This window comes from Leuconostoc sp. C5 (assembly GCF_056530425.1).
In genome coordinates this window covers 12,444-35,370 of sequence record NZ_CP134352.1, presented here as the reverse complement: position 1 = coordinate 35,370, position 22,927 = coordinate 12,444, and the positions used below count along the sequence as shown (strand labels likewise).

The following is a 22,927-nucleotide window of genomic DNA, read 5'->3' as shown; positions in this document are numbered from 1 at the left end:
TATTTCTCCTAATATTTAAAAAGCTCCAAAAAATGCTAGTTCCCCGACTAACAATTCTTGAAGCTTGCGCCCAACCGTTTAAATTAAATTAAGTTAAATATACCATAGTTTTATTATTCAAATCAAATTTCGCTATATATTATGTCCTGATCCTACGATATAATTTTTAAAAAGACATTTTCTGTCTCTAATTAAAAAAATATGATTTTTTATTAGCAAAAAAGGAATATATAGAAATTGTTTAAACAAAGAACTTACACCAAAAAAAGCTGATGGTTAGTACAAAACTAATTTTTATATCATCATACTCCACCTCTTCTTAGGCAAATTTTTATTTTGATACAATTATGTTGAATATAATTTCACTATTACGATGTGCTCACTCAATCAAAACACTCTAAATTACGATAAAGCGATGTTATCTCAATTGAATTTGAAACTAAAGCTGGTTCCAATTATTTGTAAAAAAGAATCTCCTGGTAATTATTTCTGTAATTGTAATTTAATTGATAACGAATTTATCTTTTCGACGCAAAAACTCTAAAATCGTGTTTTTGAAATTTATTTAGTTGTTAAGTGATAGTTGATTTCTAGTAATTTTTGCATCTTTTTGGTTCATTCTAATATAAATAATATCACCAGCACGTAATACTAAGTCTCCTTTGGGAATCAGTACATTTTCAGATCTTCTGACCAGTGTAATCAAACTATTTGATTCCAGTTGTAAGTCTCTTATTTGTTGATCTTCTAGCATACCACCAGCAAGAACAGTGACTTCCATAGTTATCATGGAGGACATCGCTAGATGCGCTGGTTTTCTTTTCAACAAACGTTCTAATAAAGATTCATATATTGGTGCACCATTTAATAGATCAACTACTAAGTAGGCTACTAAACTTACAAGTGCTAAAGGTAAAATGTGGGTCACACTCCCAACCATCTCAAAGATAAGAATAATTGCAGTAAATGGTGCTTTACCAATACATGCGAAATAACCTGCCATACCGATCACAATAAAGTTTAAAGCATAATTTGCACTCATGAGATGTAAATAGACAAATATATGAGCCATCAATGCGCCACTTAGTGCACCTAGAGTCAAAATAGGTAAAAATATTCCCCCTGGCAGACCGGAACCGTAACTAATCATTGAGAAAACAAATCGAACTAACAAAATTACGATGATCATTTTCATTGTCATAGGTGCTTCTTTCAGTGATAAAATTAAATTATTTCCCCCACCTAAAAGATTTGGCCATAAAATTCCAATCGGTATCACCAAGATAAACGGCACGATACCGTATAAATATTTAGGAACCCTAATTTTACTGTAACAATTTAAGCTGAATAGTAAAAATTTTTGATATAAAAAGCCAAATAAGCCTAATATAATACCAAATACCAACAATAAACCATATAACTGTACCGGGAAAACGCTTAAGTGTCCAATAGATAAAACTGGTGTTTGGCCAAACAAAACCGTAGAGACAAAATCCGAAACGCTTGCGCCTGTCAATGCACCAACCCAGACAAAGGGAGAAATACTGTGATAGACTTCCTCCAATACAAACATAACGCCGGCTAAAGGTGCATTAAATGCAGATGATAAACCTGCAGCGGCACCACTGGCTATAAGCCCTTTCGATTGATTATGACTAAGACGTTTATATGATGCCACACCCTGACCAATTGATGCACCCAGTTGAATTGAAGGACCTTCCCGCCCCAGCATTAAACCACTACCAATAGCCAAAATTCCTGATATAAATTTCCGCCACAATGTCGACCACCAGTTTATTTTTAGTTCACCCAATAATAGACCTTCAACCTGTGGAATGCCGGAACCGGATATATTAGGTTCTTTGTTTAACATCCATGAAACAATTAAAAAACAAATTAAATTAGCAGTTATCACTAAAAATATTAACGCTATATTGCCATGTGAAATATCGAGATACAGCGTTTGCACAAATTGAAGCAATTTTTCAATTGTCCAGCGGAAGACACTAACAACTATTCCTGTTAAAAAACCTATAAGTGTGCCATATAATACTACTGACAGCTTTGATGTATTGAGTCTAATTCTTTTTTTAAACATAAAATCAGTTTACAACAAAAAGGGGGTTGATTCCAAATACAGAAAAATTTAACGATTTTCTTTATATATTCTCATTCTTTGATTAAAACAGAATCAAGCGAATTCGTTTTGTGTATGTATTAACAAAACATCAAAGACATTTAAAACTGCGTGTTTCACATTCAAAGTATTTCGTTAAACGTGTATGTGTATAGCTACAATAAATAAAAAAATTCCTAAGACTAATGTCAATGCAAAATATACCATACTCCGTTTAAAACTATTAAACTGCTCTCCCTGTGTCATCATGGTGCTGAATGTCGTCAGGCCGCCAATAAAACCCGTTCCAATAATAATATGCCAGACGTTGCTGTTCATATTAACTGATAATACACCCATCAAAAAAGCACCAATAATATTAACATAAAAAACACCTGTGAAAAAATTTGTAATCCTTGGCATAAAACTTATAACTAGATATCGAATAACAGCACCTAGCCCAGCAGCTAAACAGAAATACAAATAAAAGTTAAAAAAATTCACTGATTTAATCTCCGATTTTTTCCTACATTTTTCCCAAAAACAACTGCAATGTAAGCCAGTATAAAACTAATTAATGTATAAATAATACTAATTAAAAAATTTTCTCTACCTAATTGATTAATTTGAAGTATAAATGTGCTGAATGTTGTAAAGCCACCCATGATACCCGTCCCTATAAAATTTTTTAAAATTAAAGAATAGTCATAGCTGTCAGGAATGACTGCTCCGATATAAGCAAGGAAGAATGATCCTAAAACATTGATGACTACTATAGCCCAAGGACTACTCCCAATATGTGGAATTTCGGTAATTAGTAGCCTGAACAAGCTACCTAATGACCCACCAAAAAATACTACAAGACAACTAGTCAGCAGGGTACTATCTTTTAAATATTTCATGTTTTCTCCTAAACAATACTTGTTAACACTTTAAAAAGTATAAAAATCAAATATTTATATTTTATAGTGTCTCTTCAAAAGTAAAAATTACAGATGTGGAAAATAATTTACTGATATCATCATGTATCTAAAATGCACGTTATACCAACCTAAATTGGGATACTACATGAAAATAGAAAAGAGATAATTATGATCAGTTCAGTACAATTTGAAAACACAAAATGTTATTCAAACCTATCAAACAAAGACTGCATTGCAAGTAAGGAATTCGTTTTTTTAAAAAAATGATTCTTGCGGAAAATGGCTACAAAATAGATAACATTGAAAATAACTTAGCACCAAAAATTGCAAATATAACGCTTTCTGATGACAATACCGCCCTTAAGCAACGTATATACGTTGAGTCAACAATATCAAATAAGATTCCGAATTTCGTATACTTAATATATCAAGAACGCCATACACCCGATGAAGTATCGCTTAGTACGACCATTTCATTACTAACCCCATTTAGTATTAATGGATTATTAAACAACACACCTGAAAATTAGTTTAAAAATGCTAAATAAAAACAAGCAAAATGATCTATGAAATAGAAATAATTGGCAAAAACAGTGAAAGTGGTATAATATAAATATAAACAAAAAGACCCATGTTAGGTACATGACCTTTTAAGTCACAAGCGTGCTTCAGCGTTGGTAGTTGTTATTTTGTTAATAAACTAAAATAGTCATTTCACGAAAACCCCTAGAACCGGCCAAAGTTAAGGGGTTTTTGTTTACCTATTTTTTAGACTTGTTAATTTCTTTTAGTAGTTCGACTACTTTCGTAGCTAAAACAACCAGAAATGTGATCAACACAATTACCGCGGTCTAACAGACCATTTGGTGTTATCCTTTCAGGTAGCCTTGAGTTTCAACAATAAGCGTCACCCCCAACTATCAGATTCCACCAGTCCTTAACTTGCTTGCAAATAAAATTATATCATAACCTAATCTTCACAAAAAAATATGACAGCTTTACAGTTATTAGTGCAATAAACTTTTGAGTAGTTTGCACTTTTTCAAAGTCATGCTATACTTGGCTTTATATACTGCAACTTAGTTATGCAATTTTAAAGAGGTATAAAATGACAGTTTATGGTTATGCACGGGTTTCAACAGCTGGACAATCTTTATATGAACAAAAAGAGACTTTGAAAAATGCCGGGGCTGAAATGATTTTCAGTGAAAAATATTCAGGTACAACTACATCACGACCACAGTTTAAAAAACTTGTCAATCTAATTGAACCTAATGACACATTGATCGTCACCAAGTTAGATCGCTTTGCTCGAAATACACGTGAAGCATTAAATTTAATTGATGATCTTCTGAAACAAAAAATTGTGATTAAAGTTCTAAACTTAGGAACAATTGACAATACCCCAATGGGTCGCATGATTGTAAGAACTTTACTTTCGGTTGCGGAAATGGAACGCGACATGATTATCGAACGTACGCAGGCTGGTAAGATATTTGCAAGGCAACACAATCCCAACTATAAAGAAGGTAGACCCAAAAGAAAAAAAGATAGCCGAAACACAGCTATCTTTGAGTATTCTCAAACACACACAATAAAATCTACAGCAGAAGCTTTCAATATTTCTGTTAGAACAGTACAATACATTAAAAAATTGTTTATTCAAGATTAATTATATTAAATTAATGGCAGATGACAAAAATATACGTCTTCCAATTGATATGCATATATGATATCAGTTCAGTAACATGGACAAACGCTTATACCAGACTCACACTTTATTATAATCAACCAATTTTACCTAGATTTACAATGCTCGTATACTGAAAATCAGGACTGCTTTATTTCTAGGGCATAATCCGATGCTAATATACTAAAAAATGGACTATCTTTATTCAGTCCGTTATTCACAAGATGTCAAAGGTTTCTTGGTTAAACTTCACCAAGAAGGCCGTTCACTTAAATCACTAGCAGAAGGATTCGGACCGTCGAACGATCCTATGGATATTTGGGTTAAACAAGCTACTCCAATCTTGATCAAGGGTCAGTCAAAGACTTTAAAATACGTCAAGCAACTAGAGAAGCGCCTCACTATTTTGGAGGAAGAAAACGAAATTTTATCACGCATAGCCTGACAAGCATTGAGCGGCCATCTTACTAGCCAAAAAATAGTTCGTAATGTGGGATTGCCGCTAGTTAATCAATTTTTAGCACAAGGCTACGCGCTTGTGCGTATTTTAAGTCCACTTAAAATCAGACCTAGTACCTATTACAACTGGCACCATTGGCAGTTCAGTCGACAAGAAAAGCGTAGAGAATGCCTAAAACCTTATATTTTGGACGTTTGGAAAACCTTTAAATTTTATGGCTATCGTCGTATTGCTACTTATAGTCAACTAACCAATGACTGCCCGAAAATATCTGAGTATATGACACTCAAATTGATGCTTGAATTAAGGATTAGATCAAGCATGCAAAACGTTATCGCAAACACAAAACCGTTGTAACGGTTTCTCAAAAAACTAATCTGATTAGGCACTAGCATGATTTGAGCGGTGTTTGGCAAACAGATATCACTTATATTCAGTTGACTAATCACAGATGGGCCTATTTAGCAACCGTTTTGGATCCTGAGAAGAGAAAAGTATTAGGCTATAAAATTGGCAATACAAGGACAGCCGAACTAGCTACAAGTGCCTTACAGATGGCGTTAGATAATCATCAAAAGCCACTAATAGTTCATTCGGATATGGGGTCACAATACACGAGTGTTGAATTTAATACCAAGGGTCAAAATTATGGCTTGAAACATTCATATTCACTCAAAGGACATCCATACGATAATGACTTTATGGAAGCGTTTCATTCAATATTGAAGCGTGAAGAAGTTTATTTGAAGGCATACCAAACATTAACTGAGGTCCAAGCAGCCATTGGTTGGTATATCAATTTTTATAATCGCAATCGTATCTCAAATGTCGCCTAATTAACTGAATAAAAATGGTCCAATTTATTGACTTCTAAGCAATAGACTGGGCTACTAGAAATATCTATTTGAGAGGAGCTAACACAGAATTTTAGAATAATCATAATTACCTAAATGAGATTGTTTAACATAAAGTAATTAAAAAAATAAACTCATAATGAAAAACTAACATATTCATTATAAGTTTATTTAGCATAAATCCTATTTTATAAGATACCTCACCTGTCTATCCCACGTATCCTTTGAAAATTTATGGATTGATTGAGGAGGCAACACTAGCGAAACCGTTATACCATTATACTCTGCCAACGTTGCGTCAAAGAAACCTGCACCGTAACCTATCCGATAATTATCTTCGCTAAAGGCTACACCGGGAACCACCATTAGATCTATTCCCTTCAAATTTTGTGCTTGATTTTCATCTTGTGTTGGTTCTAGAATTCCGAATTTTGATTTACTCATTAAACTTTCTATATAGTCAAACCATAATAATTTTCCACTACTCACCCTAGGTACTACTACTTTCTTATGGCTTCTCAACGCCTCCTGAATAATGACATCAGTACTCAATTCGTGTTCCATACTTATAGTTACAGCCACTGAATTAGAGTTATTCCAATATGCCTTAGAAAACAGAATTGCCTGTAATCGCTCTTCTTCAGTAATCTTGCTATGGTAATCATATAATTTTAGTTTATCCAAGGTCATTTTTCTTATTTCTTTTTTACTAAGCACTGCTACAAACCTCCTCCAAATTATCTTCAAACTAGTCCGATAAAATCTTACTAATTATCTCTTTTAATTCTGGCACAACCTCTTGTTCAAACCACGGATTTTTTTTAATCCATATATTATTTCTTGGTGAAGGATGAACTATCGGAAAATAAAGAGGCAAGTAATTTTTGTAGTTCTTTATTACATCGGTTATCTTGCTTTGATAACCAAGATTCAGATAATATTTCTGAGCATATGATCCCACCAATATAATTAACTGAACATCGGGCATAAGCTCCAATAATTTTGGGTGCCATTTGTTAGCTACTCCTCGTCTGGGCGGTAAGTCACCCCATTTTCCTTTTCCTGGATAGTAAAAGTCCATGGGAATTACGCCAATTTTTCCTGAATTATAAAAGGTATCTTTACCAACCCCGATCCACTCTCTTAATCGATCTCCCGATGCATCATCCCACATTATACCCGAGTTTTGAACTCGTAATCCCGGTGCTTGACCAATAATGACTAATTTTGCTTTTTTCGATACGTGAAATATTGGCCTTAATCCTTTTTTAGTAAACTCCATATTCATTTGATCTGCTGCTATATCATCAATAATACTCATATTCCCCCTCCTAACCAATGTATAATAATTATTATAAGCTACTTTATCAAACTTATATTGATTTATTAGTTCACAACTAAACTATAAAAGTCTACCAAGAGTCGTGCAACTTCTTTCTGCATCGCATTAAATTCGGCACGAGTCACTGGCTTACCACTCACGTCAGTCATAACGATCTGAGCCTTTTTGACCCAACCCGTGACGGTTTTACAGCCAAATGACATTCATTGGCTAGGGAATTAGCAGAATGGCCCTCATTGTGCAAGGCAACAATTGGTGATTTAAATTCAGTTGAGTATCGCTTAGCTTTCATAATAAAAAACTCCTATACTTGATTATCTCGGATTATGCCCTAGAAATAAAGCAGTCCGGATTTTCAGTATACGAGCAGGTGTTAGAACGCGTCATAACTTAACGACATAATCACATTTTGTTACTAAAGAAATACCAAATCTACTATATATTGTTCATAAGTCAATAAAAACAGCATCTTCTAGAATTATCAAAATAAGATGCTGTTTTTAGTTTATGCTTATTTATTTTTATGTTATCAGTCTGAACTAGAACCAGTTCCACTACGAAAAATAACTTTCTTAATATATCGCTTTTATAATTTTAAGATAAAATCATTCAAGATTAGCATGTCTCTTCTGTAAGTCTGATTCTCCGATACTAAATTTATTCATATAATTGATTACAAACAAATCGCCATATAGCCAAACTGATTGTTCGAATAGACTTCCCATCGGTTGTTTTGTGATACTACTTTTAGTAAATTTACTTTTACCGGCAAGTAGCGTAACGTAGTCAGACTTACTAAAGATTGTATTATTATTATTGGTGCTCCATAGCCAAATTTTAGCTCCGATATTTTTAGAAATATCAGCATATCTAATTAATTGACTAGTTTCTCCAGATGAAGATGCAATAATTAGTAAGTCTTTATCGGTAATAGCAGGTGTAGTCGTCTCTCCTACAAAAAAGACATCCTTTCCTATTTGTGCGAGGCGCATGGCAAAGGCCTTTAATGCTAAACCTGAACGTCCAGATCCTGCTAAAAAAAGCCTATTAGATTCATTTATAATGACTAAGAGCTCATTGGGAATCGTATTATCTGAATTATTATTTAGTTCATTTAGTATATTTTCCCAATTCATAATAGTCTCCTCTTTAGCTTAGAATCTTTTTGAATTCTGCCGCCGCTGCCGCTGGATCATCTACAGTAGAAATTGCTCCACCAATAATTAATATATCTGGATTAGCCGACTTGATTTCTTCAGCTGCCGTTAGTTTAATTCCTCCGGCAATCGCGGTTTTGGTATTTGAAACGTTTTTCTTAATGATATTAAAAGTTTCAAAAGGATCTTGACCCAATGCTTGTAGATCATATCCCGTATGAGTACCGATGTAATCTGCACCGAAGGAATCAATTTCACGAGAGCGGGTTTCAATATCTTGAACTCCAATCATATCAACTAATAACTCTTTACCAGCTTCATGAGCTGCTTTTACGGCATCCTTAATTGATTGATTCTCGGCGACCCCTAAAATTGTTGTAATATCGGCACCATAATCAAATGCTTGATTTACTTCATATGAAGCAACGTCCATGATTTTCAAATCAGCAAGTAACGTAATATCTGGGAATTCTTTACGGATTTTTTTAAGTCCTTCAAGCCCAAAATTAATTACTAAAGGCGTTCCATATTCAAAAATATCAATACTGTCTTTTGTCTTTTGAATTAATTCAATGGCTCCTTGGACATCTTCTAAATCAATTGCTAACTGTAATTTCATAACACATTAACACCTTTCGTTTACTAAGATAAATATATATATATTATCGAACTTACTGGTAAAATTTAATAGAGGGCACTTTAAAGTAACCTGTTTGACTTAAATACTAACAAAGGGAGTCGGATTATGTCAGATCATTTTCGAAATGCTGTTATTAAAAAACTTAACAATGGGGATTTTGATTGTACTAAAGAATTTACAGTATCGATGTTCAGTGGTAAACATAAATTATTAATATTATGGATTTTAATAAATGATGGGCCACAAGGTTTTTCATATTTTATGAAGCGTTTGAAGGGTATCAGTAAAAAAGTTTTATCAAATCAGTTAAATGAGCTAATTGGTGACCAAATTGTGTCTAAACGAGAATACTTATCTGGTAAAGTACATCACACTGAATATCAACTAACCGATATAGGGCAAACATTGATTCCAATTGTAATTGCTTTAAACGACTGGGGAGAAAATAGACTTAAACAAGTTAGTTTGGTTAAAAAATTCAATAATGATCTATAAATTTTAAGAAGTAATTTTAGAACGAGTTAGTTTCATCGAATCTTTTCAACTCACTCTTGGAACATCTCAGGAGATTTTTAAACAAGACATCAGGAAAAATAGGCGGACAGAGTCTTTGGGTTGTTTTAATCGCATTATATGATTTTTATCAGAGTATGAAAAGTTAATACACGAAGTTACTGATCTTATACTAAAAAATATTCCAAGTTATTGACTTATGAGCAATCTGTTATTACAGTAAGTATGCGAACCCTTGAATTAATTGATGAATTACCAGAATTTGAAATCCAAGAGTAATATGGGGTCTATTTATATAATGACCCCTAGGAAAGACTATTAAAACAGCCCCCATTATCTTAATATTTAGATAACGGGGGTTGTTTTTTTATAAAATGATATAATACTCCCTAGATAGGAGAAAACGTATGTCTAGACAAAAACGATCGATCAAGGAAAATAATGATAAATTAAAAGTTCAATTAGAACTCCTCCGTAGTTATACGGAACACTTTGACTCAGGTATGATTCATATGTCTTTGCCAATGGCTACACAGGTTCGTGTATTAATACATCAAACAGATAAGTCCGATTTATTGACTTCTGAGCACTTTTTCATCCGGCTGTTGTCGGCGCCGATCATTGTGCGATCGGGGGTGGGCATATGAATTCATTGATTAGTTTAGAAAAAGTTAATTATCAAATCGCTGATCAACATATTTTACATGATGTTGATTGGCAGATTCCAGCTGGGGCTCATATTACATTGACGGGACCATCCGGTGGTGGGAAAAGTACGTTATTACGGATCATTGCGGCCATGATTTCTAAAACAAGTGGGACCTTGATTTTTGATGGGCAGCCGATTGAAAGTTATGATCCAATCATGTATCGGCGGCAAGTCTCATATTGTTTCCAACAACCGACGTTATTTGGTGAGACGGTGGCAGATAACTTAGCTTTCCCGTACCAAATTCGTAAGCAAGTCATGGATACGCAACGAGTGGTAACGGCGTTAAATAATGTTGGGCTGTCCGAACGAACCCTGCATCAGCCGATTATCGAGCTTTCCGGTGGTGAACGGCAGCGGGTCGCGCTGATTCGCAACATCTTATTCTTACCAAAAGTGTTGTTATTAGATGAGGTGACAGCTGGTTTGGATGAAAATAATAAGCAAATCGTGCACGCCTGGTTACGACAGTTAAATGAGCAGGATCACGTGACAACGATCATGATTACTCATGACGCGACAGAGATTGCTGCGGCAGATCAATTAGCGAAAGTGGTTGCTGGCAGATTGGAGGTACACGCATGAATTTAGCAGTTAATAATACGTCGCTATTTTTGGCGGCAATGTTAGTGCTCGTCGCGTTAGGAATTAGTTTGTGGCAGAAACTTGGCTTGGATAGGGACATCGTCATTGGTGTCGTGCGGGCTGTTGTACAACTATTTATCGTGGGTTACTTGCTAAAGTATATTTTCCGAGTCAACAATTTGTGGCTAACGCTGGCGATGATAGGCTTCATTATCTTCAATGCGGCTTGGAATGCGAAAAAACGGGGGCCGGGGATTGACCATGCATTAGCCATTTCGTTATTAGCCATTTTTGTTAGTACGGGGGTAACACTCGGCGTCCTCGTGCTATCTGGTGCGATTAAGTTTGTGCCATCGCAAATGATTCCCATTTCTGGTATGATTGCGTCGAATTCAATGGTCGCAATTGGGCTGGCTTATCGCAGCCTCAATAGTCAGTTTCATGACCAGCGGCAAGGTGTGCTTGAACGGTTGGCGTTAGGGGCTGGTCTACTTGATGCTTCGATTGCCATCGTGCGTGAGGCGATTCGTACGGGGATGTCACCAACCATTGATTCGGCAAAGACTGTGGGTCTAGTCAGTCTGCCAGGGATGATGTCCGGTTTGATCTTTGCAGGGGTCGATCCAGTACGGGCCATTAGGTATCAAATTATGGTCACGTTCATGCTCTTATCAGCGACTAGTTTGGGGTCAATCATTGCGTGCTATTTAGCTTACCGTAATTTCTATAATGAACAAAAACAGTTGAAGTAATGACTCCTGATTGCAGTCCCGCGGGGAGTCCTTTATGATGGAAACTGATCTTTTTTGTCCGAACAGCGTTCGGATTAATTTTACAATCTACCACTACGATAAAAATAATTGGTCATTCATTGACAAAAGTGAACCAATTATAGGCAAGGACTGTTCTATTATTGAGGTTAAATAGATATGCAACAAATCGTACTCCCAATCAAAGACTCTAACGTCTTAAAAATGGTGCAAGACACCTTACTAGATAGTTTTCGGGCAGGTCGCCGTAACTACACCATCTTTCAAGTTGGCAAAGCCACCCTGCTGCGGGTGAGTGATGTGATGACGTTAAAGAAATCCGATGTCTATAATCCAGATGGCTCTGTTAAACACACGGCCTTTATTCATGATAAAAAGACCGGTAAAGCAAATACACTATATTTAAAGCCCGTGCAACAAGACTTGTTGCAATATCATGATTGGCTAGTCCAACAGAATATCAATTCAGACTGGTTATTTCCCTCAACGGCCCATCCAGACCGTCATATTACTGAGAAGCAGTTTTATAAGGTGATGGCACGCGTTGGTGATCTCTTAGGCATCAACTATCTGGGCACACATACCATGCGTAAAACAGGCGCCTATCGCGTTTATACGCAATCAAACTACAATATTGGTTTAGTCATGCACTTATTGAATCATTCGAGTGAGGCTATGACGCTTACTTATCTGGGGTTAGATCAAGCAAGTCGCGAAACAATGTTAGATCAAATTGATTTTGGGTAATAACGCCAACTAATCTCCCTAAATTAGCACGTATTTGTTCATTTTGACGCCACTATGGAGGTATTTTTAATGACTAGGATTACTAAGGCACAATTAGACAACATCATTACACGTTGCCACCATCCGAGGTAATTGGTGCCCCATTGTCTGAAACTGCAACTAAAGGGTTGCTAGGTAATACTTTTTGAGTCATAATTTTAGACGCTCCAATTTTTGAGTATTTGGTTTGTTTTTCACTAACAAAATATCATAACAAAGAGCTCCTATGGTTTTCACCCAACGGGTGAAAGCGCAAAACCCGCTGAAACGGTATTAACTTGCTGTTTCAGCGGGTTTTTGTTTGTCTTGATGAATAATCCGGGTATTAAGTTCTACACCATCTCACTTTTCTCGACCATAGAGCGTCTTTCTAGATATCCCCGAACAGATTTACTCACCTGTTTGGGGTTTTCTTTACAAAAAAGTGTTTTTTGTCAGCAGGCGTGTTGGTAACCACTAAAAGTAACTCCCTAAGGACACCATTTTCGATGACGTAATATAACATATCGTTTCTTTGTATACATGGTTAGCTATTACAGGTCGACTCAATTAAAGGTGTTCTAAAAATATGATTTAAAATTTTACCCGGATTATTTCTAACGAATCGACAGGCAAGCACCCTGATGCGCTATACTCTGCTGATTTAATGAACGCAGCTAAAGAAGAAGCTAAGCATCGAGGATTGTTTGACTTAAATAATCTATAACTGATTACCATATAACTAAATATCTAAAAAGAAAAACGTCTTGAATATTCAAGGTGTTTTTTTGTCTACAAATAATAATTCAGTAAGATACCAACGCCATAAGCAACAATTGCAGCGACGTACCCGACAGAAAGTGTGCGTAGAATTTCTGTTCTTACTTTCTGCTCTGACAGGTTGGCCTTCACCCAGCCTAGCAACGCCAAAGAGACACCGACGATGACAAAGGCGATTGGAAAGGCGATGGCTTTGTCGTGAATGAGCGCATTTGTAATTAAGTAGGCACCTAGTGGAATTAAACCGAAGACGTTAAACGAAATGAATGTCGCGATACCAGCTGCCAATGCTTTACTTTTTGATTGATTGTTATCCGATGTTGCTGACAGGTAGGCGCCGGCCCCCATTGAAAAGCCATCGGCTAATAAGTTTGAGAATCCCAAAATGATGATAACGATGTTTGAAACGTTACCACCGACCGATCCAGCAACGACTGCGAACGTCGTGATAATGCCATCTAAGCCACCGTAGACGATGGCTGAAACGTGTTTTTTCATTTATTTTCTCCAGTTTCTCTCAGTGGTGATAAAACCAATATATAAGAAAAAAGTGACCAATTATCGGTAATTTCACATCGGATTAAAAATGTTTCAAAAACGAAACAAATAAAACCCGGATTATTCATGCACTAAATTTTTAACCACAGCTAAATCAGTAAAATACGATAAAACACCTTGAAACTGCCAGTACCTTGGCACAGTTTCAGGGTGTTTTTTCGATTGAGCGTTTTTTGAGAAAAATAGGAACACTAAAACCAGCCAGATTTTGCTATTTTTTTGAAAATCTACTTCGTTGTTTTATTGCCACAAAGCATTTAGTCGTTCCCAAGCTCGCCAGAACAGACCATCGAATTGTTCTTGGATGCGGCTATCTAACGTCAAAATCACCTTGCGGGCGTGCTTAGTGACACACGTCCACCGATTTTTAACAAACGGTCTCGAAAGGTATTGATTGTCCACGATTGTTGTTGGTCGTCCAACGCAATACTCTTCATCAACCGCATCAAGTTTGATGCAATTACTGAGATCCACATGCGCGCTTTGTTGGCGAAAAATGAACTGCTATCAGTTTTGCCAAAGGCAAATCCACCTTTAAGCTCGCGAATAATATCTTCAATCGCCGCACGCTTGCGGTAAACACGGACGATGTCTTTTTGTGGAGGACTTAGGTTAGTGACGATGAACTGTGTACCGCCATGTTCATCATTTAAAACGATATCCTTATTTTTAAGTATAAATCGACTTAACTTGATACAAATAATAATTCATCTAAATCAAATATCTCAACACATTTTTGGGTGTGCCGTTTAATTAGACCTCTCTCTTCCAATGATGAGAACTTACGGCTTATTGTTTCTGGAGTTGTCCCCAGGTAAGTAGCCAAATCTTTTTTTGACATGGGTAAAGTCACATAAGTATGGTTTTTTTCATCTTCAACATTTTCTGATAGAAAATCAATAATTCGAGCTTCAACAGGTTCAGTACTGACTTGCACAGTTTGTTTTTCTGATAACTGTAGCCGTTTTGTAATATCCGATAATATTCGTCGCATGATTTCTGGATAGCGATCTAAATATTGATCTAAATCCTTTTTATGAATCCTACAAATACTTGTTTCCGATATTGCTTCAGCATAATTCGAATGATAACCTTCAGTCTGTAAAACAGCAACTTCCCCCATAAAATCACCCGGATGTAGGATACGTATGGTTTGCTCACGACCAGACTCACTTAGGCTATAAATACGTACACGTCCATTGTTTATGATATATAATGTGTCATCTTTATCACCAAACCTAAATAATAGCTCATTCTTTACGTATTGTACTTCATTCGCTGATTGAGCAATTAGATGCATTTGTTCATCATTGAGATGATTGAAAATCGGCACTAAACGTATACAATCTACATGACTATGATGATTATGGTATGCCATACCGTTTTTCTCCTAATTAATCGTTATCTATATAGTCATCGTCTTCTAAGGCATCCTTATTAATAAATGCTTGAAGTTGCCAAATATTTACGTCTAAATAAGCTTTATAACTAATTAGTGAATCTTCCAAAGCATCATTTCCTTCTTCTTGTGCTAAGCGAATTGCACGAATAGTAAATTCACGATTAGATCTAAAATCTTCTACTATCTGTAGGACCATCTCATCAGCAGTGTAATATTTTTCCGAAGAATCTTCAGAAATCGTTGTAAATTCTTGAAATTCAGTAGTTGTTGATGCTGGCTTAAATCCTGAAGCTAGTAAACGTTCTGCAATTTTATCAAACCATGCCTCATTCTCGTTATATAAATTTTCAAAAACATTATGCAATGCATAGAAATTTTTGCCTTTTACATACCAATGATATTGATGTAATTTTACATGTAATGTATGAATATTAGCAAGTATATGATCTGTAACAGCTGCAGAATTAATCTTAGTATGATGAATGTGTTCTTTATATGCTTGTTCGGCAGCTAATTTTTCTTGCCTTTCATTTATCGTTGTCATTTTATGCACCTTCCTTTACTTTTGAACTAATTACTGGGTATCCTAAGTCTTCAATTGCTTTTTCAATTGTATTCAAATTGACCTGATTTTCATCAAAATCCACTTTTACCTTACTTGCATTGAAAAGTACTTTTACAGAATCTTTTTTTACACCGGCAGTTTGTTTTAAACCACGTTCGATTTTTTGTAAACATGATGGACAAGTTAATGTTTCTAATTTTAATGTTGCTTTAGTCATATCTATCACTCCTTTAAATAAATTATATAGGCCATTCTTTTTAAAATACTTGATATAGATCAATTATCTTAATTGATAACCTCTTAATCTCATTGCATTTAAAATAACTACTAAAATACTGGCCTCATGAACCAACATCCCAATTGACATGGACATCCATTCACTAAATATTAAACTAACCAATAGTATTATTACGACTCCAACAGCAATTAGAATATTTTGTCGCATATTCGCATATGTTCCTTTTGCTAGGCCTAAAGCATGAGGAAGGCGGTTAAAGTTAGAATTCATTAAGACAATATCTGAACTTTCAATTGCGACATCTGTTCCATTCCCCATAGCTATACCTACCTCTGCAGTAGCCAGAGAGGGACTGTCATTAACGCCGTCACCGATAAAAACAACTATTTCACCTGAGTCCTGTCGTCTTTTTAGAAATGCTTGCTTGTCCTCTGGTAGCATATCACCATGGGCTTCGGTTAAACCTAGTTCCTTTTTAACTGAATTAACTGTACCTTGGTTATCACCTGATAATACAATGAGATTTTTAATACCAAGTGATTTTAATTTTTGTAAGTCCTGCTTAACACCTGGTCGAACTTTGTCGCGGATACCCATTAACATGATTAACTTATGATCAACTGCCGTTAATACAATTGAATTACCGGTTCTTTCTAATTTATTCAATTTTTTAAGAACATCATCAGATAGCGGTATACTTTCTTGTTTCATTAAGGTTTTATTCCCTACTGAAACAATGTGCCCATCTACGTGAGCAATTACGCCCCCACCTTTTACAACCTGTGTATTTTCTATAGGCCTTACTTTATATTGTGCTAATTTATTTACAATAGCGACAGCTAATGGATGATCAGACTCACTTTCAACTGAAAGCAATAGAGATAAATCCTCCTCCTGATTATTTCCATAATAAATAATATCGCTCACTTCAGGCTTTCCTTCAGTTAAGGTACCTGTTTTATCGAATAACACTGTATCTGCATTGGCAAAATGACTAATCACTTCAGAACCTTTAAATAAAATACCATTTTTTGCGCCATTTCCTATCCCCGCAACATTTGAAACAGGTACACCAATTACCAAGGCTCCTGGGCAACCAAGTACTAATACAGTAATCGCAAGTTCTGTATCTTTGGTTAATACCCAAACCAACAGCCCAATTGTAAGTACTGCAGGTGTATACCAGCGAGAAAACTGGTCAATGAATCGTTCTGCTTCTGATTTAGAATCCTGTGCTTCTTCTACCAACTCAATAATTTTTCCAAATGTAGAATCTTCCCCTACTCTATCAGCCACTATTTGAATAGTACCATTGTCCATAATAGTACCGGCAAATACTTCATCGTCTTTTTCTTTCTTTAAAGGTAAAGATTCGCCTGTGATATTAGCCTCATTTACATATCCTTTTCCAGTAGTTACCCTACCATCTACGGGAATCTTGGCACCAGTCTTTACTAGGAGAATATCCCCTTCTTCTACTTCATCAATATCTACTTCTGCAAATTGTCCCCCTGTCAATTGCTTAAAAGCAGTTTCTGGAGCCATTTCCGTCAACTCTTTAATAGCTGATCGTGTTTGGTTAAGTGTTCGTTGTTCTAAATATGATCCAAATAAAAATAAAAAAGTAACAATTGCTGATTCTTCATAATTTTGAATAAAGAGAGCACCAATGACCGCTATCGTTACTAAAACATCAATACTTACTACTTTTACTTTCATAGCCTGATAAGCCTGTAAAGAAATGGGGATAGCGCCTAATATTGAAGCTATAATAAAAGCACTATTAAAAATTATTGTATTGGCAAAAATAAAGTGTGAAATTAGTCCTAAGGCAATGAGTAAGCCAGTGATACTCATAATTTTATTTTTATATTTAAGAATATTATGTTGCATATGATTTCTCCCTTAATTTTAGTTCAACTAAAGTGTATTAACTTTTGGGAGATATAAACTTGACGTCCATCAAGTTTATGAAATAGTTCTAAATAAGTAAAAATATTATAATATTGGCTTAGTCATGCACTTATTGAATCATTCTAGTGCGGCCATGACACTGGCTTACCTTGGTTTAGATCAAGCCAGCCGTGAGACTATGTTGAATCAAATTGATTTTGGTTAAGCTCATTAGCTATAACTACGGCTATAGTTGTAGTTATAGCTAAGGTTTGCTTATTTTTAGTAGGCTTCATATGGGGCAGAAAATCGCAAGAAAATTATATCCTTGATCTAGCAAATGATGTTGATCGCCTAGAACAAGCACAAAAATAATACATAACTATTTTCCATTTTAAACCTATCACCATACACTATAAATTACTGAAATTAAGACTTAAAATATCTGTTAATTGCATAAAACAAACTAATTACGTTATAATATATGTACATTAACTAATAGGTTTGGAGATTCCAATCCTTTCGAGCTCATCGCTGGCAGGCGACGAGCTTTTATTTTACAAAAAAACCCCGTCTGGCAGGACGAGGCACATGCATTAACGACGATCGTCGAAATACTTTTGCAACCAGATTAACGTTATGCCAACAAAAATTTGCCATAATGCAGCGTTGAGCAGTTGCAATTCATTAACTAATAGTATCAAGGAGACCCACCTCCCTTCACGGCGCTTAATCTTAACGCCTCGGTAACTAATATAACAGATTTAATTTTTGTTGACTATTTCAATAATTTTCTTCTAAGGTTACTTTTATAGCGTCCGTTTTGTTTGTTAGTATTTTTCGTTCATCAACCGTCCGCTTATCAAAATTGATTTTAATTCAAAAAGGGATTGGGAATTTCCCAAACAAAAGCATATCAATATTGATATGTTTTCACCTCATGTGTGGCCACACATAGTATGCTCGCAACAAGAATTTTTGATAGTTTTTAAGTTGTCGCCTATAGCGACTTCTGACACACTGCTTTCTAGCAATTAATCAACCAGTTTCTTGGTGGAGTGTAAGTGCGCATTGACCTAAAAAATAGGTCATACGGACTACCATAGAATTTTCTATGTGTAAGTGCGCATTAAACTCATTTTATTCGTTTTGCTGACGGATTATTTTGCTTATTAGTATAATTAGATTAGATACTAATTTAAAGACAACAGGGAGCTTAAATTATGGCTGATAAAAATATTTTTGAAAAGTTTTTTTGGAAGCTGAAAAAACAAACTTACAAGTATTAATGGATAATGCTTTAAACGAAAAAGATCGCGACAAGAAAAAAGTCTTAATGGCAATTTACACCTATGCCATTGGCAAGAAACAGGACGAATTACTTAAAAACAAAGAATTTGTGATTTGAACAGAAAGGCAATTTATGTTTTCAATTATAGCCGATTTAATCAGTGTAATAACCGATACACTTTCAAACTATCTATGGTATTCTGATGAACAAAAAAATAAATAATAACTACATCCATTATTTAGCCTAGATTTAATCTAGCTATTTTATACTCAATACATAGTCAATTAGATGACTATTCTCTTCTCTCCCATAAATTTTATTCATCAATTATTCTCTCAAAAAAGGCCATTCCCCCAGAATGGCCTTTTTTATTGAAATTAATTATCCAAAAGAATAAAAAGTACTAACACCAAATAATAAGGTATCAGTACGTATGTTAAAAATTGCAATTTATTTTTTCTCAAGAATTTCTGTAATTTGTTTCAAATATTTTTCTGTATTGGTTTCTTCAACAACTTTTTCTTCAACACGTTTCTTATTTACTTTGTTAAATACTTTAACCATTATAAATATTGAAAAAGCAATAATCAAAAAGTTAATAATTGTCTGTAAGAATGATCCATAGGCTACAGTAGCTGTTCCAACTTTTACAGCCATCTTAGAAATATCAATCCCTCCAATTAATATACCCACAAGTGGCATAATAATATCATTAACCAATGATTTTACAATTAATCCAAAAGCACCACCTATAATGACAGCCACTGCTAGATCGACGACATTTCCCTTAAAGGCAAAGTCTCTAAATTCTTTCCACATAAAAAATCTCCCTTATATTTTAATTAGAACGCCCATACGCCCTTACATTATTATCTTAAAAAATCATAAAACTAGCAAGATTAACGCTTACCATTATTACTATACTTAATTTTTCTGCTAAAAAACAATTAACTTATGGTAGATTGCAAGAATTAACCGAACACTGCAAACTACCACTAACAAAAAAAGCGCTACCCTTACAGTAAGTAGGGATAGCGCTTTTCACTTTGTATAAGATAGATCAGTATATGAACGGCCTTGATTGTGCATCTTAACAAGAGACTGCTTAAATTCTTTTTTGTATCGAATCATATTAAAAAATGCTCCTATGCTATTAGTTTACAGGGCAGAAGAAAATCTGTCCGTAAATCTAGCAGAAGAGCATATAATAGACCCAACTTACTTGCTATAACTATACTAGAGGAAGCAGCTAAAACGAACTTTTCTATATAAAAATCCTCAAGGACTTATTCCTTGAGGATCTCTATTTTAATTTGTTATAAATGATTTATTAGATTTGATCAAACAAATCATTTAATGCCTCTGTCATTGTTGGATGGGTGTATATTTGATCGCGCAAAGCTTCAGCTGGAAGGTGATTCTGCATCGCTAGGCTAATGATATTAATCGTTTCAAATGATTCTTCAGCATAAATTGTTGTACCCAAAATCTGATGACTCTGTGGATCTATCAATGCTTTATAAATGCCTCTTGGATTACCAATTACTTGTGCTTTAGGCACACTAGCTGCAGATATTTTCAATACTGTATAATCAATGCCTGCCTCACGGAGCTGTTCCTCTGTTCTTCCAACACTACTAATAGCCGGATTTAAAAAAATAGTGTTCGCGAATACTGGTCGATTTAAACGACTTCGTGTCTTATTACCATACAAATTATTAGCTATAATGCGCCAATCATCTAATGAAATATACGTGAATTGTGGTCCACCAGTAACATCGCCTAAAGCATAGACATCTTTAGCATTTGTTTCTAGTACATCATTGACTAAAATTTCACCGTGACTACCTGTTTTAATGCTGGTTCGTTCTAGGTGCAAATCGGTCACATTAGCTCGACGACCTGTAGCAACTAGTAGTCCATCCGCCTGTATTTCTTTCATTCCTTCTGGTGTGCTTATTGTTAATGTAACACCATTTAGCGTGTCATTTACATTAGTTATATGGCTTTCTAACAAAAAGGATATCCCATCCTCTTCTAAATCATGTTTAGCTTGTTGAGCAACCTCAGGTTCAAATTTCCCCAAAATCTTAGGTGCCTTATCAACGATCGTTACATGGCTACCAAATTGTGTATACATTGATGCAAATTCTAATCCAATGGGACCACTACCTAGAATAACTAACTCTTTTAATTGTTTATCTTTTGCAAGTAGATCTGTTGATGAATAAACCTTTTTACTATTAAGCAATCCATCAATATTAGGCCAAACTGGTCTGGCCCCTGTATTAATAAAAATTCGATCTGCTTGCAATGTTTCCTGCCCTGAATTATCAGATACTTGCAGTGTATGATCATCTAAAAATTCAGCAGTAGCTGTCAAAACTGTTACGCCGCTTAAATCAGCCACCTTATGATAATTTTTATTACGTAGCTTTGCAGTTAGATCATTTTTCTTTTTTAAGGCAGCTTCATATCTTATGCCACGGTGTGCATTGATAATCATATTTTTAGTTGGTAAACAAGCAATATTTATACACGTACCACCATACATGTTGGGGTCTTTTTCAATAACTAATACTTCTTCACCATGTTTTGCAAGTGTGCCTGCAAGTGTTTTACCCGCTTTTCCAAATCCGATAATAATATTACTAAAATGTTTCATTATGCACCTTTCTATTCAATAATTTAACTATGTGATCAAATCTCAAATCAGGATCTAAAATAATTAAGTAATTAAATTTATTTAGAAATAACTTTGCAAATAATTCCCAATTTGTATGTTATTTTTTTGTACAAGATTATTGCAACAATATTCTGATATTTTCATGATCTGATTCCCCCTCAATCAATTATAGATAATTCAATTATTTTAGCGCAAATTTCTTTTGGATAACAAATAGTCGTAAAGAGGCATTCATTGGTGATAATCTATCCTTGTGGAACGTTAGCCAACCAGCAACTATCAAAGTAATTGTAAACAAGAATGATCATATACTCAAAAAAACCATCCATTTTTTGAATATATGATTCATCTTTTTTACTGTATTTTATGTGGTTAAGCTGACGCCAACTTGCCCAACGCGGGTAGCGTTCTGCATGACATGCTCCCGCTGAAGGTGATCATGCAATGATAAATTGCCCTGTCACGGCGTGACCCGCCGGAGGTTTTACAAGCCGGATAAGTGGCGCTGTAAAATAGCAGTTTCCCCAGCAGGAAGGGGAAACGCTACTGGCATCGCTTGTCGATGACGCGCCTCGCAGAGCCTGTCCAAAATATCATTTTGGTATAACAAGCTATACCAGATTTTTAACGGTGTTATACTGGTCTTGGAAAAACCTTTTCGAGGAGGCATTTTTGATGGCGCATTTAAAGAAAAATACGCGTGGTGCGGTGCCTGGTTTAGCCGTTCATTTTGAACGTAAAACTGACCATCACACCAACAAAGAAATTGATGTGTCGAAAACTTACCTGAATCAAGATCTGATGACAGATGGTTCTGATATGCTTTCACGCTTCAATGAGCGTTTAAATGACGTTTATTGCATGAAAAGAGACGATGTGAAGGCGTTAGCGACTTGGATTGTCACTTTACCTGAAGAACTCTCAGAAGCGCCCCACGAGCAACAGAGCGCCTTTTTTTGCTCAGAAGTCAATAAATTGGACTATTTTTAT

The 22,927-nt window shown here is 35.2% G+C and carries 25 protein-coding genes and 1 pseudogene; 11 read left to right on the top strand and 15 right to left on the bottom strand.

Annotation, left to right across the window (positions count from 1 at the left end):
• Positions 1–565: 565 nt before the first annotated feature.
• The 3 genes from RHP56_RS10415 to RHP56_RS10405 all read right to left on the bottom strand — a co-directional run bounded on the left by RHP56_RS10415 (position 566) and on the right by RHP56_RS10405 (position 3,018).
• On the bottom strand, positions 566–2,098 hold the full coding sequence (locus tag RHP56_RS10415) for a ClC family H(+)/Cl(-) exchange transporter (protein WP_014333923.1): 1,533 nt from the start codon (positions 2,096–2,098) through the stop codon (positions 566–568).
• Between the two features lie 174 nt (positions 2,099–2,272).
• The gene (locus RHP56_RS10410; protein ID WP_013102144.1) at positions 2,273–2,620 is read right to left on the bottom strand and encodes a FluC/FEX family fluoride channel; all 348 of its coding nucleotides are present in this window, start codon (positions 2,618–2,620) and stop codon (positions 2,273–2,275) included.
• Positions 2,617–3,018 carry a fluoride efflux transporter FluC gene (locus RHP56_RS10405; RefSeq protein WP_014333922.1) on the bottom strand — a complete coding sequence of 134 codons (402 nt, stop codon included), beginning with the start codon at positions 3,016–3,018 and terminating at the stop codon, positions 2,617–2,619. Before RHP56_RS10405 ends, RHP56_RS10410 begins: the two co-directional genes overlap by 4 nt.
• 1,129 nt (positions 3,019–4,147) lie before the next feature.
• Between RHP56_RS10405 and RHP56_RS10400 the strand changes: the two genes are divergently transcribed.
• The 4 genes from RHP56_RS10400 to RHP56_RS10385 all read left to right on the top strand — a co-directional run bounded on the left by RHP56_RS10400 (position 4,148) and on the right by RHP56_RS10385 (position 6,025).
• The gene (locus RHP56_RS10400; RefSeq protein ID WP_010277799.1) at positions 4,148–4,711 is read left to right on the top strand and encodes a recombinase family protein; all 564 of its coding nucleotides are present in this window, start codon (positions 4,148–4,150) and stop codon (positions 4,709–4,711) included.
• Positions 4,712–4,919: 208 nt separating this feature from the next.
• Positions 4,920–5,174, top strand: coding sequence for a transposase (locus RHP56_RS10395; protein WP_013102142.1), 255 nt, complete (start codon positions 4,920–4,922; stop codon positions 5,172–5,174).
• Positions 5,175–5,219: 45 nt separating this feature from the next.
• Positions 5,220–5,546, top strand: coding sequence for a hypothetical protein (locus tag RHP56_RS10390; RefSeq protein ID WP_146017152.1), 327 nt, complete (start codon positions 5,220–5,222; stop codon positions 5,544–5,546).
• A 41-nt stretch (positions 5,547–5,587) separates the two neighbouring features.
• Positions 5,588–6,025 (top strand): IS3 family transposase, encoded by a 438-nt coding sequence (locus RHP56_RS10385; protein WP_014333947.1) that lies wholly within the window; start codon positions 5,588–5,590, stop codon positions 6,023–6,025.
• A 201-nt stretch (positions 6,026–6,226) separates the two neighbouring features.
• On the opposite strand, the gene RHP56_RS10380 is transcribed toward RHP56_RS10385, so the two are convergent.
• The 4 genes from RHP56_RS10380 to hxlA all read right to left on the bottom strand — a co-directional run bounded on the left by RHP56_RS10380 (position 6,227) and on the right by hxlA (position 9,161).
• Positions 6,227–6,760 (bottom strand): 5-formyltetrahydrofolate cyclo-ligase, encoded by a 534-nt coding sequence (locus RHP56_RS10380; protein ID WP_102753803.1) that lies wholly within the window; start codon positions 6,758–6,760, stop codon positions 6,227–6,229.
• A 31-nt stretch (positions 6,761–6,791) separates the two neighbouring features.
• A complete protein-coding gene (locus RHP56_RS10375) occupies positions 6,792–7,364 on the bottom strand; it encodes a uracil-DNA glycosylase family protein (protein ID WP_010386640.1) in 573 nt (190 codons plus the stop codon).
• A gap of 626 nt (positions 7,365–7,990) precedes the next feature.
• The gene (gene hxlB / locus RHP56_RS10370; protein ID WP_010386643.1) at positions 7,991–8,521 is read right to left on the bottom strand and encodes a 6-phospho-3-hexuloisomerase; all 531 of its coding nucleotides are present in this window, start codon (positions 8,519–8,521) and stop codon (positions 7,991–7,993) included.
• A 13-nt stretch (positions 8,522–8,534) separates the two neighbouring features.
• Positions 8,535–9,161, bottom strand: coding sequence for a 3-hexulose-6-phosphate synthase (gene hxlA, locus RHP56_RS10365; protein ID WP_014333945.1), 627 nt, complete (start codon positions 9,159–9,161; stop codon positions 8,535–8,537).
• A 126-nt stretch (positions 9,162–9,287) separates the two neighbouring features.
• On the opposite strand from hxlA, the gene RHP56_RS10360 reads away from it, so the two are divergent.
• The 5 genes from RHP56_RS10360 (at position 9,288) to RHP56_RS10340 (ending at position 12,506) form a co-directional block, all read left to right on the top strand.
• On the top strand, positions 9,288–9,677 hold the full coding sequence (locus tag RHP56_RS10360; RefSeq protein WP_014333944.1) for a winged helix-turn-helix transcriptional regulator: 390 nt from the start codon (positions 9,288–9,290) through the stop codon (positions 9,675–9,677).
• A 425-nt stretch (positions 9,678–10,102) separates the two neighbouring features.
• Positions 10,103–10,342, top strand: a complete 240-nt coding sequence (locus RHP56_RS10355) for a hypothetical protein (protein ID WP_014333943.1) — start codon at positions 10,103–10,105, stop codon at positions 10,340–10,342.
• On the top strand, positions 10,339–10,989 hold the full coding sequence (locus tag RHP56_RS10350; RefSeq protein WP_010383508.1) for an ABC transporter ATP-binding protein: 651 nt from the start codon (positions 10,339–10,341) through the stop codon (positions 10,987–10,989). The genes RHP56_RS10355 and RHP56_RS10350 overlap by 4 nt, the downstream gene beginning before the upstream one ends.
• Positions 10,986–11,741: an ABC transporter permease gene (locus RHP56_RS10345; RefSeq protein ID WP_010276774.1), complete on the top strand. Its 756-nt coding sequence runs from the start codon at positions 10,986–10,988 to the stop codon at positions 11,739–11,741. Before RHP56_RS10350 ends, RHP56_RS10345 begins: the two co-directional genes overlap by 4 nt.
• A 177-nt stretch (positions 11,742–11,918) precedes the next feature.
• Complete coding sequence (locus RHP56_RS10340) at positions 11,919–12,506, top strand: site-specific integrase (RefSeq protein WP_006844813.1); 588 nt, start codon at positions 11,919–11,921, stop codon at positions 12,504–12,506.
• A gap of 810 nt (positions 12,507–13,316) precedes the next feature.
• On the opposite strand, the gene RHP56_RS10335 is transcribed toward RHP56_RS10340, so the two are convergent.
• The 6 genes from RHP56_RS10335 to RHP56_RS10310 all read right to left on the bottom strand — a co-directional run bounded on the left by RHP56_RS10335 (position 13,317) and on the right by RHP56_RS10310 (position 17,960).
• Entirely contained in the window at positions 13,317–13,802 is a 486-nt protein-coding gene (locus RHP56_RS10335) for a VIT1/CCC1 transporter family protein (RefSeq protein ID WP_004903726.1), read from the bottom strand.
• A 386-nt stretch (positions 13,803–14,188) separates the two neighbouring features.
• A complete protein-coding gene (locus RHP56_RS10330; protein WP_235805514.1) occupies positions 14,189–14,452 on the bottom strand; it encodes a transposase in 264 nt (87 codons plus the stop codon).
• Between the two features lie 95 nt (positions 14,453–14,547).
• Positions 14,548–15,240 carry a Crp/Fnr family transcriptional regulator gene (locus RHP56_RS10325; RefSeq protein WP_014333941.1) on the bottom strand — a complete coding sequence of 231 codons (693 nt, stop codon included), beginning with the start codon at positions 15,238–15,240 and terminating at the stop codon, positions 14,548–14,550.
• A 16-nt stretch (positions 15,241–15,256) separates the two neighbouring features.
• On the bottom strand, positions 15,257–15,808 hold the full coding sequence (locus tag RHP56_RS10320) for a Dps family protein (RefSeq protein ID WP_010276748.1): 552 nt from the start codon (positions 15,806–15,808) through the stop codon (positions 15,257–15,259).
• Position 15,809: 1 nt separating this feature from the next.
• Positions 15,810–16,046 (bottom strand): heavy-metal-associated domain-containing protein, encoded by a 237-nt coding sequence (locus RHP56_RS10315; RefSeq protein ID WP_004909683.1) that lies wholly within the window; start codon positions 16,044–16,046, stop codon positions 15,810–15,812.
• A gap of 63 nt (positions 16,047–16,109) precedes the next feature.
• The gene (locus tag RHP56_RS10310) at positions 16,110–17,960 is read right to left on the bottom strand and encodes a heavy metal translocating P-type ATPase (RefSeq protein ID WP_258984623.1); all 1,851 of its coding nucleotides are present in this window, start codon (positions 17,958–17,960) and stop codon (positions 16,110–16,112) included.
• 1,255 nt (positions 17,961–19,215) lie between these two features.
• Here RHP56_RS10310 and RHP56_RS10305 point away from each other — a divergent pair.
• Complete coding sequence (locus RHP56_RS10305) at positions 19,216–19,368, top strand: hypothetical protein (RefSeq protein WP_257999884.1); 153 nt, start codon at positions 19,216–19,218, stop codon at positions 19,366–19,368.
• Positions 19,369–19,701: 333 nt separating this feature from the next.
• Here RHP56_RS10305 and mscL read toward each other — a convergent pair whose 3' ends face one another.
• Together mscL and RHP56_RS10295 are read right to left on the bottom strand one after the other, a co-directional pair.
• Positions 19,702–20,070 carry a large conductance mechanosensitive channel protein MscL gene (mscL, locus tag RHP56_RS10300; RefSeq protein ID WP_013102133.1) on the bottom strand — a complete coding sequence of 123 codons (369 nt, stop codon included), beginning with the start codon at positions 20,068–20,070 and terminating at the stop codon, positions 19,702–19,704.
• Positions 20,071–20,581: 511 nt separating this feature from the next.
• Positions 20,582–21,916, bottom strand: coding sequence for an FAD-dependent oxidoreductase (locus RHP56_RS10295; RefSeq protein WP_014333939.1), 1,335 nt, complete (start codon positions 21,914–21,916; stop codon positions 20,582–20,584).
• 696 nt (positions 21,917–22,612) lie between these two features.
• Here RHP56_RS10295 and RHP56_RS10290 point away from each other — a divergent pair.
• Positions 22,613–22,927: pseudogene (locus RHP56_RS10290) on the top strand (plasmid recombination protein); the annotation flags it as partial.

What these genes read in the sequence shown, in the direction of transcription:
- RHP56_RS10415 (WP_014333923.1), bottom strand. Translation starts at nt 2,098, where the DNA reads ATGTTTAAAAAAAGAATTAGACTCAATACATCAAAGCTGTCAGTAGTA.
- RHP56_RS10405 (WP_014333922.1), bottom strand. Translation starts at nt 3,018, where the DNA reads ATGAAATATTTAAAAGATAGTACCCTGCTGACTAGTTGTCTTGTAGTA.
- RHP56_RS10400 (WP_010277799.1), top strand. Translation starts at nt 4,148, where the DNA reads ATGACAGTTTATGGTTATGCACGGGTTTCAACAGCTGGACAATCTTTA.
- RHP56_RS10395 (WP_013102142.1), top strand. Translation starts at nt 4,920, where the DNA reads ATGGACTATCTTTATTCAGTCCGTTATTCACAAGATGTCAAAGGTTTC.
- RHP56_RS10375 (WP_010386640.1), bottom strand. Translation starts at nt 7,364, where the DNA reads ATGAGTATTATTGATGATATAGCAGCAGATCAAATGAATATGGAGTTT.
- hxlB (WP_010386643.1), bottom strand. Translation starts at nt 8,521, where the DNA reads ATGAATTGGGAAAATATACTAAATGAACTAAATAATAATTCAGATAAT.
- hxlA (WP_014333945.1), bottom strand. Translation starts at nt 9,161, where the DNA reads ATGAAATTACAGTTAGCAATTGATTTAGAAGATGTCCAAGGAGCCATT.
- RHP56_RS10360 (WP_014333944.1), top strand. Translation starts at nt 9,288, where the DNA reads ATGTCAGATCATTTTCGAAATGCTGTTATTAAAAAACTTAACAATGGG.
- RHP56_RS10355 (WP_014333943.1), top strand. Translation starts at nt 10,103, where the DNA reads ATGTCTAGACAAAAACGATCGATCAAGGAAAATAATGATAAATTAAAA.
- RHP56_RS10350 (WP_010383508.1), top strand. Translation starts at nt 10,339, where the DNA reads ATGAATTCATTGATTAGTTTAGAAAAAGTTAATTATCAAATCGCTGAT.
- RHP56_RS10345 (WP_010276774.1), top strand. Translation starts at nt 10,986, where the DNA reads ATGAATTTAGCAGTTAATAATACGTCGCTATTTTTGGCGGCAATGTTA.
- RHP56_RS10340 (WP_006844813.1), top strand. Translation starts at nt 11,919, where the DNA reads ATGCAACAAATCGTACTCCCAATCAAAGACTCTAACGTCTTAAAAATG.
- RHP56_RS10335 (WP_004903726.1), bottom strand. Translation starts at nt 13,802, where the DNA reads ATGAAAAAACACGTTTCAGCCATCGTCTACGGTGGCTTAGATGGCATT.
- RHP56_RS10325 (WP_014333941.1), bottom strand. Translation starts at nt 15,240, where the DNA reads ATGGCATACCATAATCATCATAGTCATGTAGATTGTATACGTTTAGTG.
- RHP56_RS10320 (WP_010276748.1), bottom strand. Translation starts at nt 15,808, where the DNA reads ATGACAACGATAAATGAAAGGCAAGAAAAATTAGCTGCCGAACAAGCA.
- RHP56_RS10315 (WP_004909683.1), bottom strand. Translation starts at nt 16,046, where the DNA reads ATGACTAAAGCAACATTAAAATTAGAAACATTAACTTGTCCATCATGT.
- RHP56_RS10310 (WP_258984623.1), bottom strand. Translation starts at nt 17,960, where the DNA reads ATGCAACATAATATTCTTAAATATAAAAATAAAATTATGAGTATCACT.
- mscL (WP_013102133.1), bottom strand. Translation starts at nt 20,070, where the DNA reads ATGTGGAAAGAATTTAGAGACTTTGCCTTTAAGGGAAATGTCGTCGAT.
- RHP56_RS10295 (WP_014333939.1), bottom strand. Translation starts at nt 21,916, where the DNA reads ATGAAACATTTTAGTAATATTATTATCGGATTTGGAAAAGCGGGTAAA.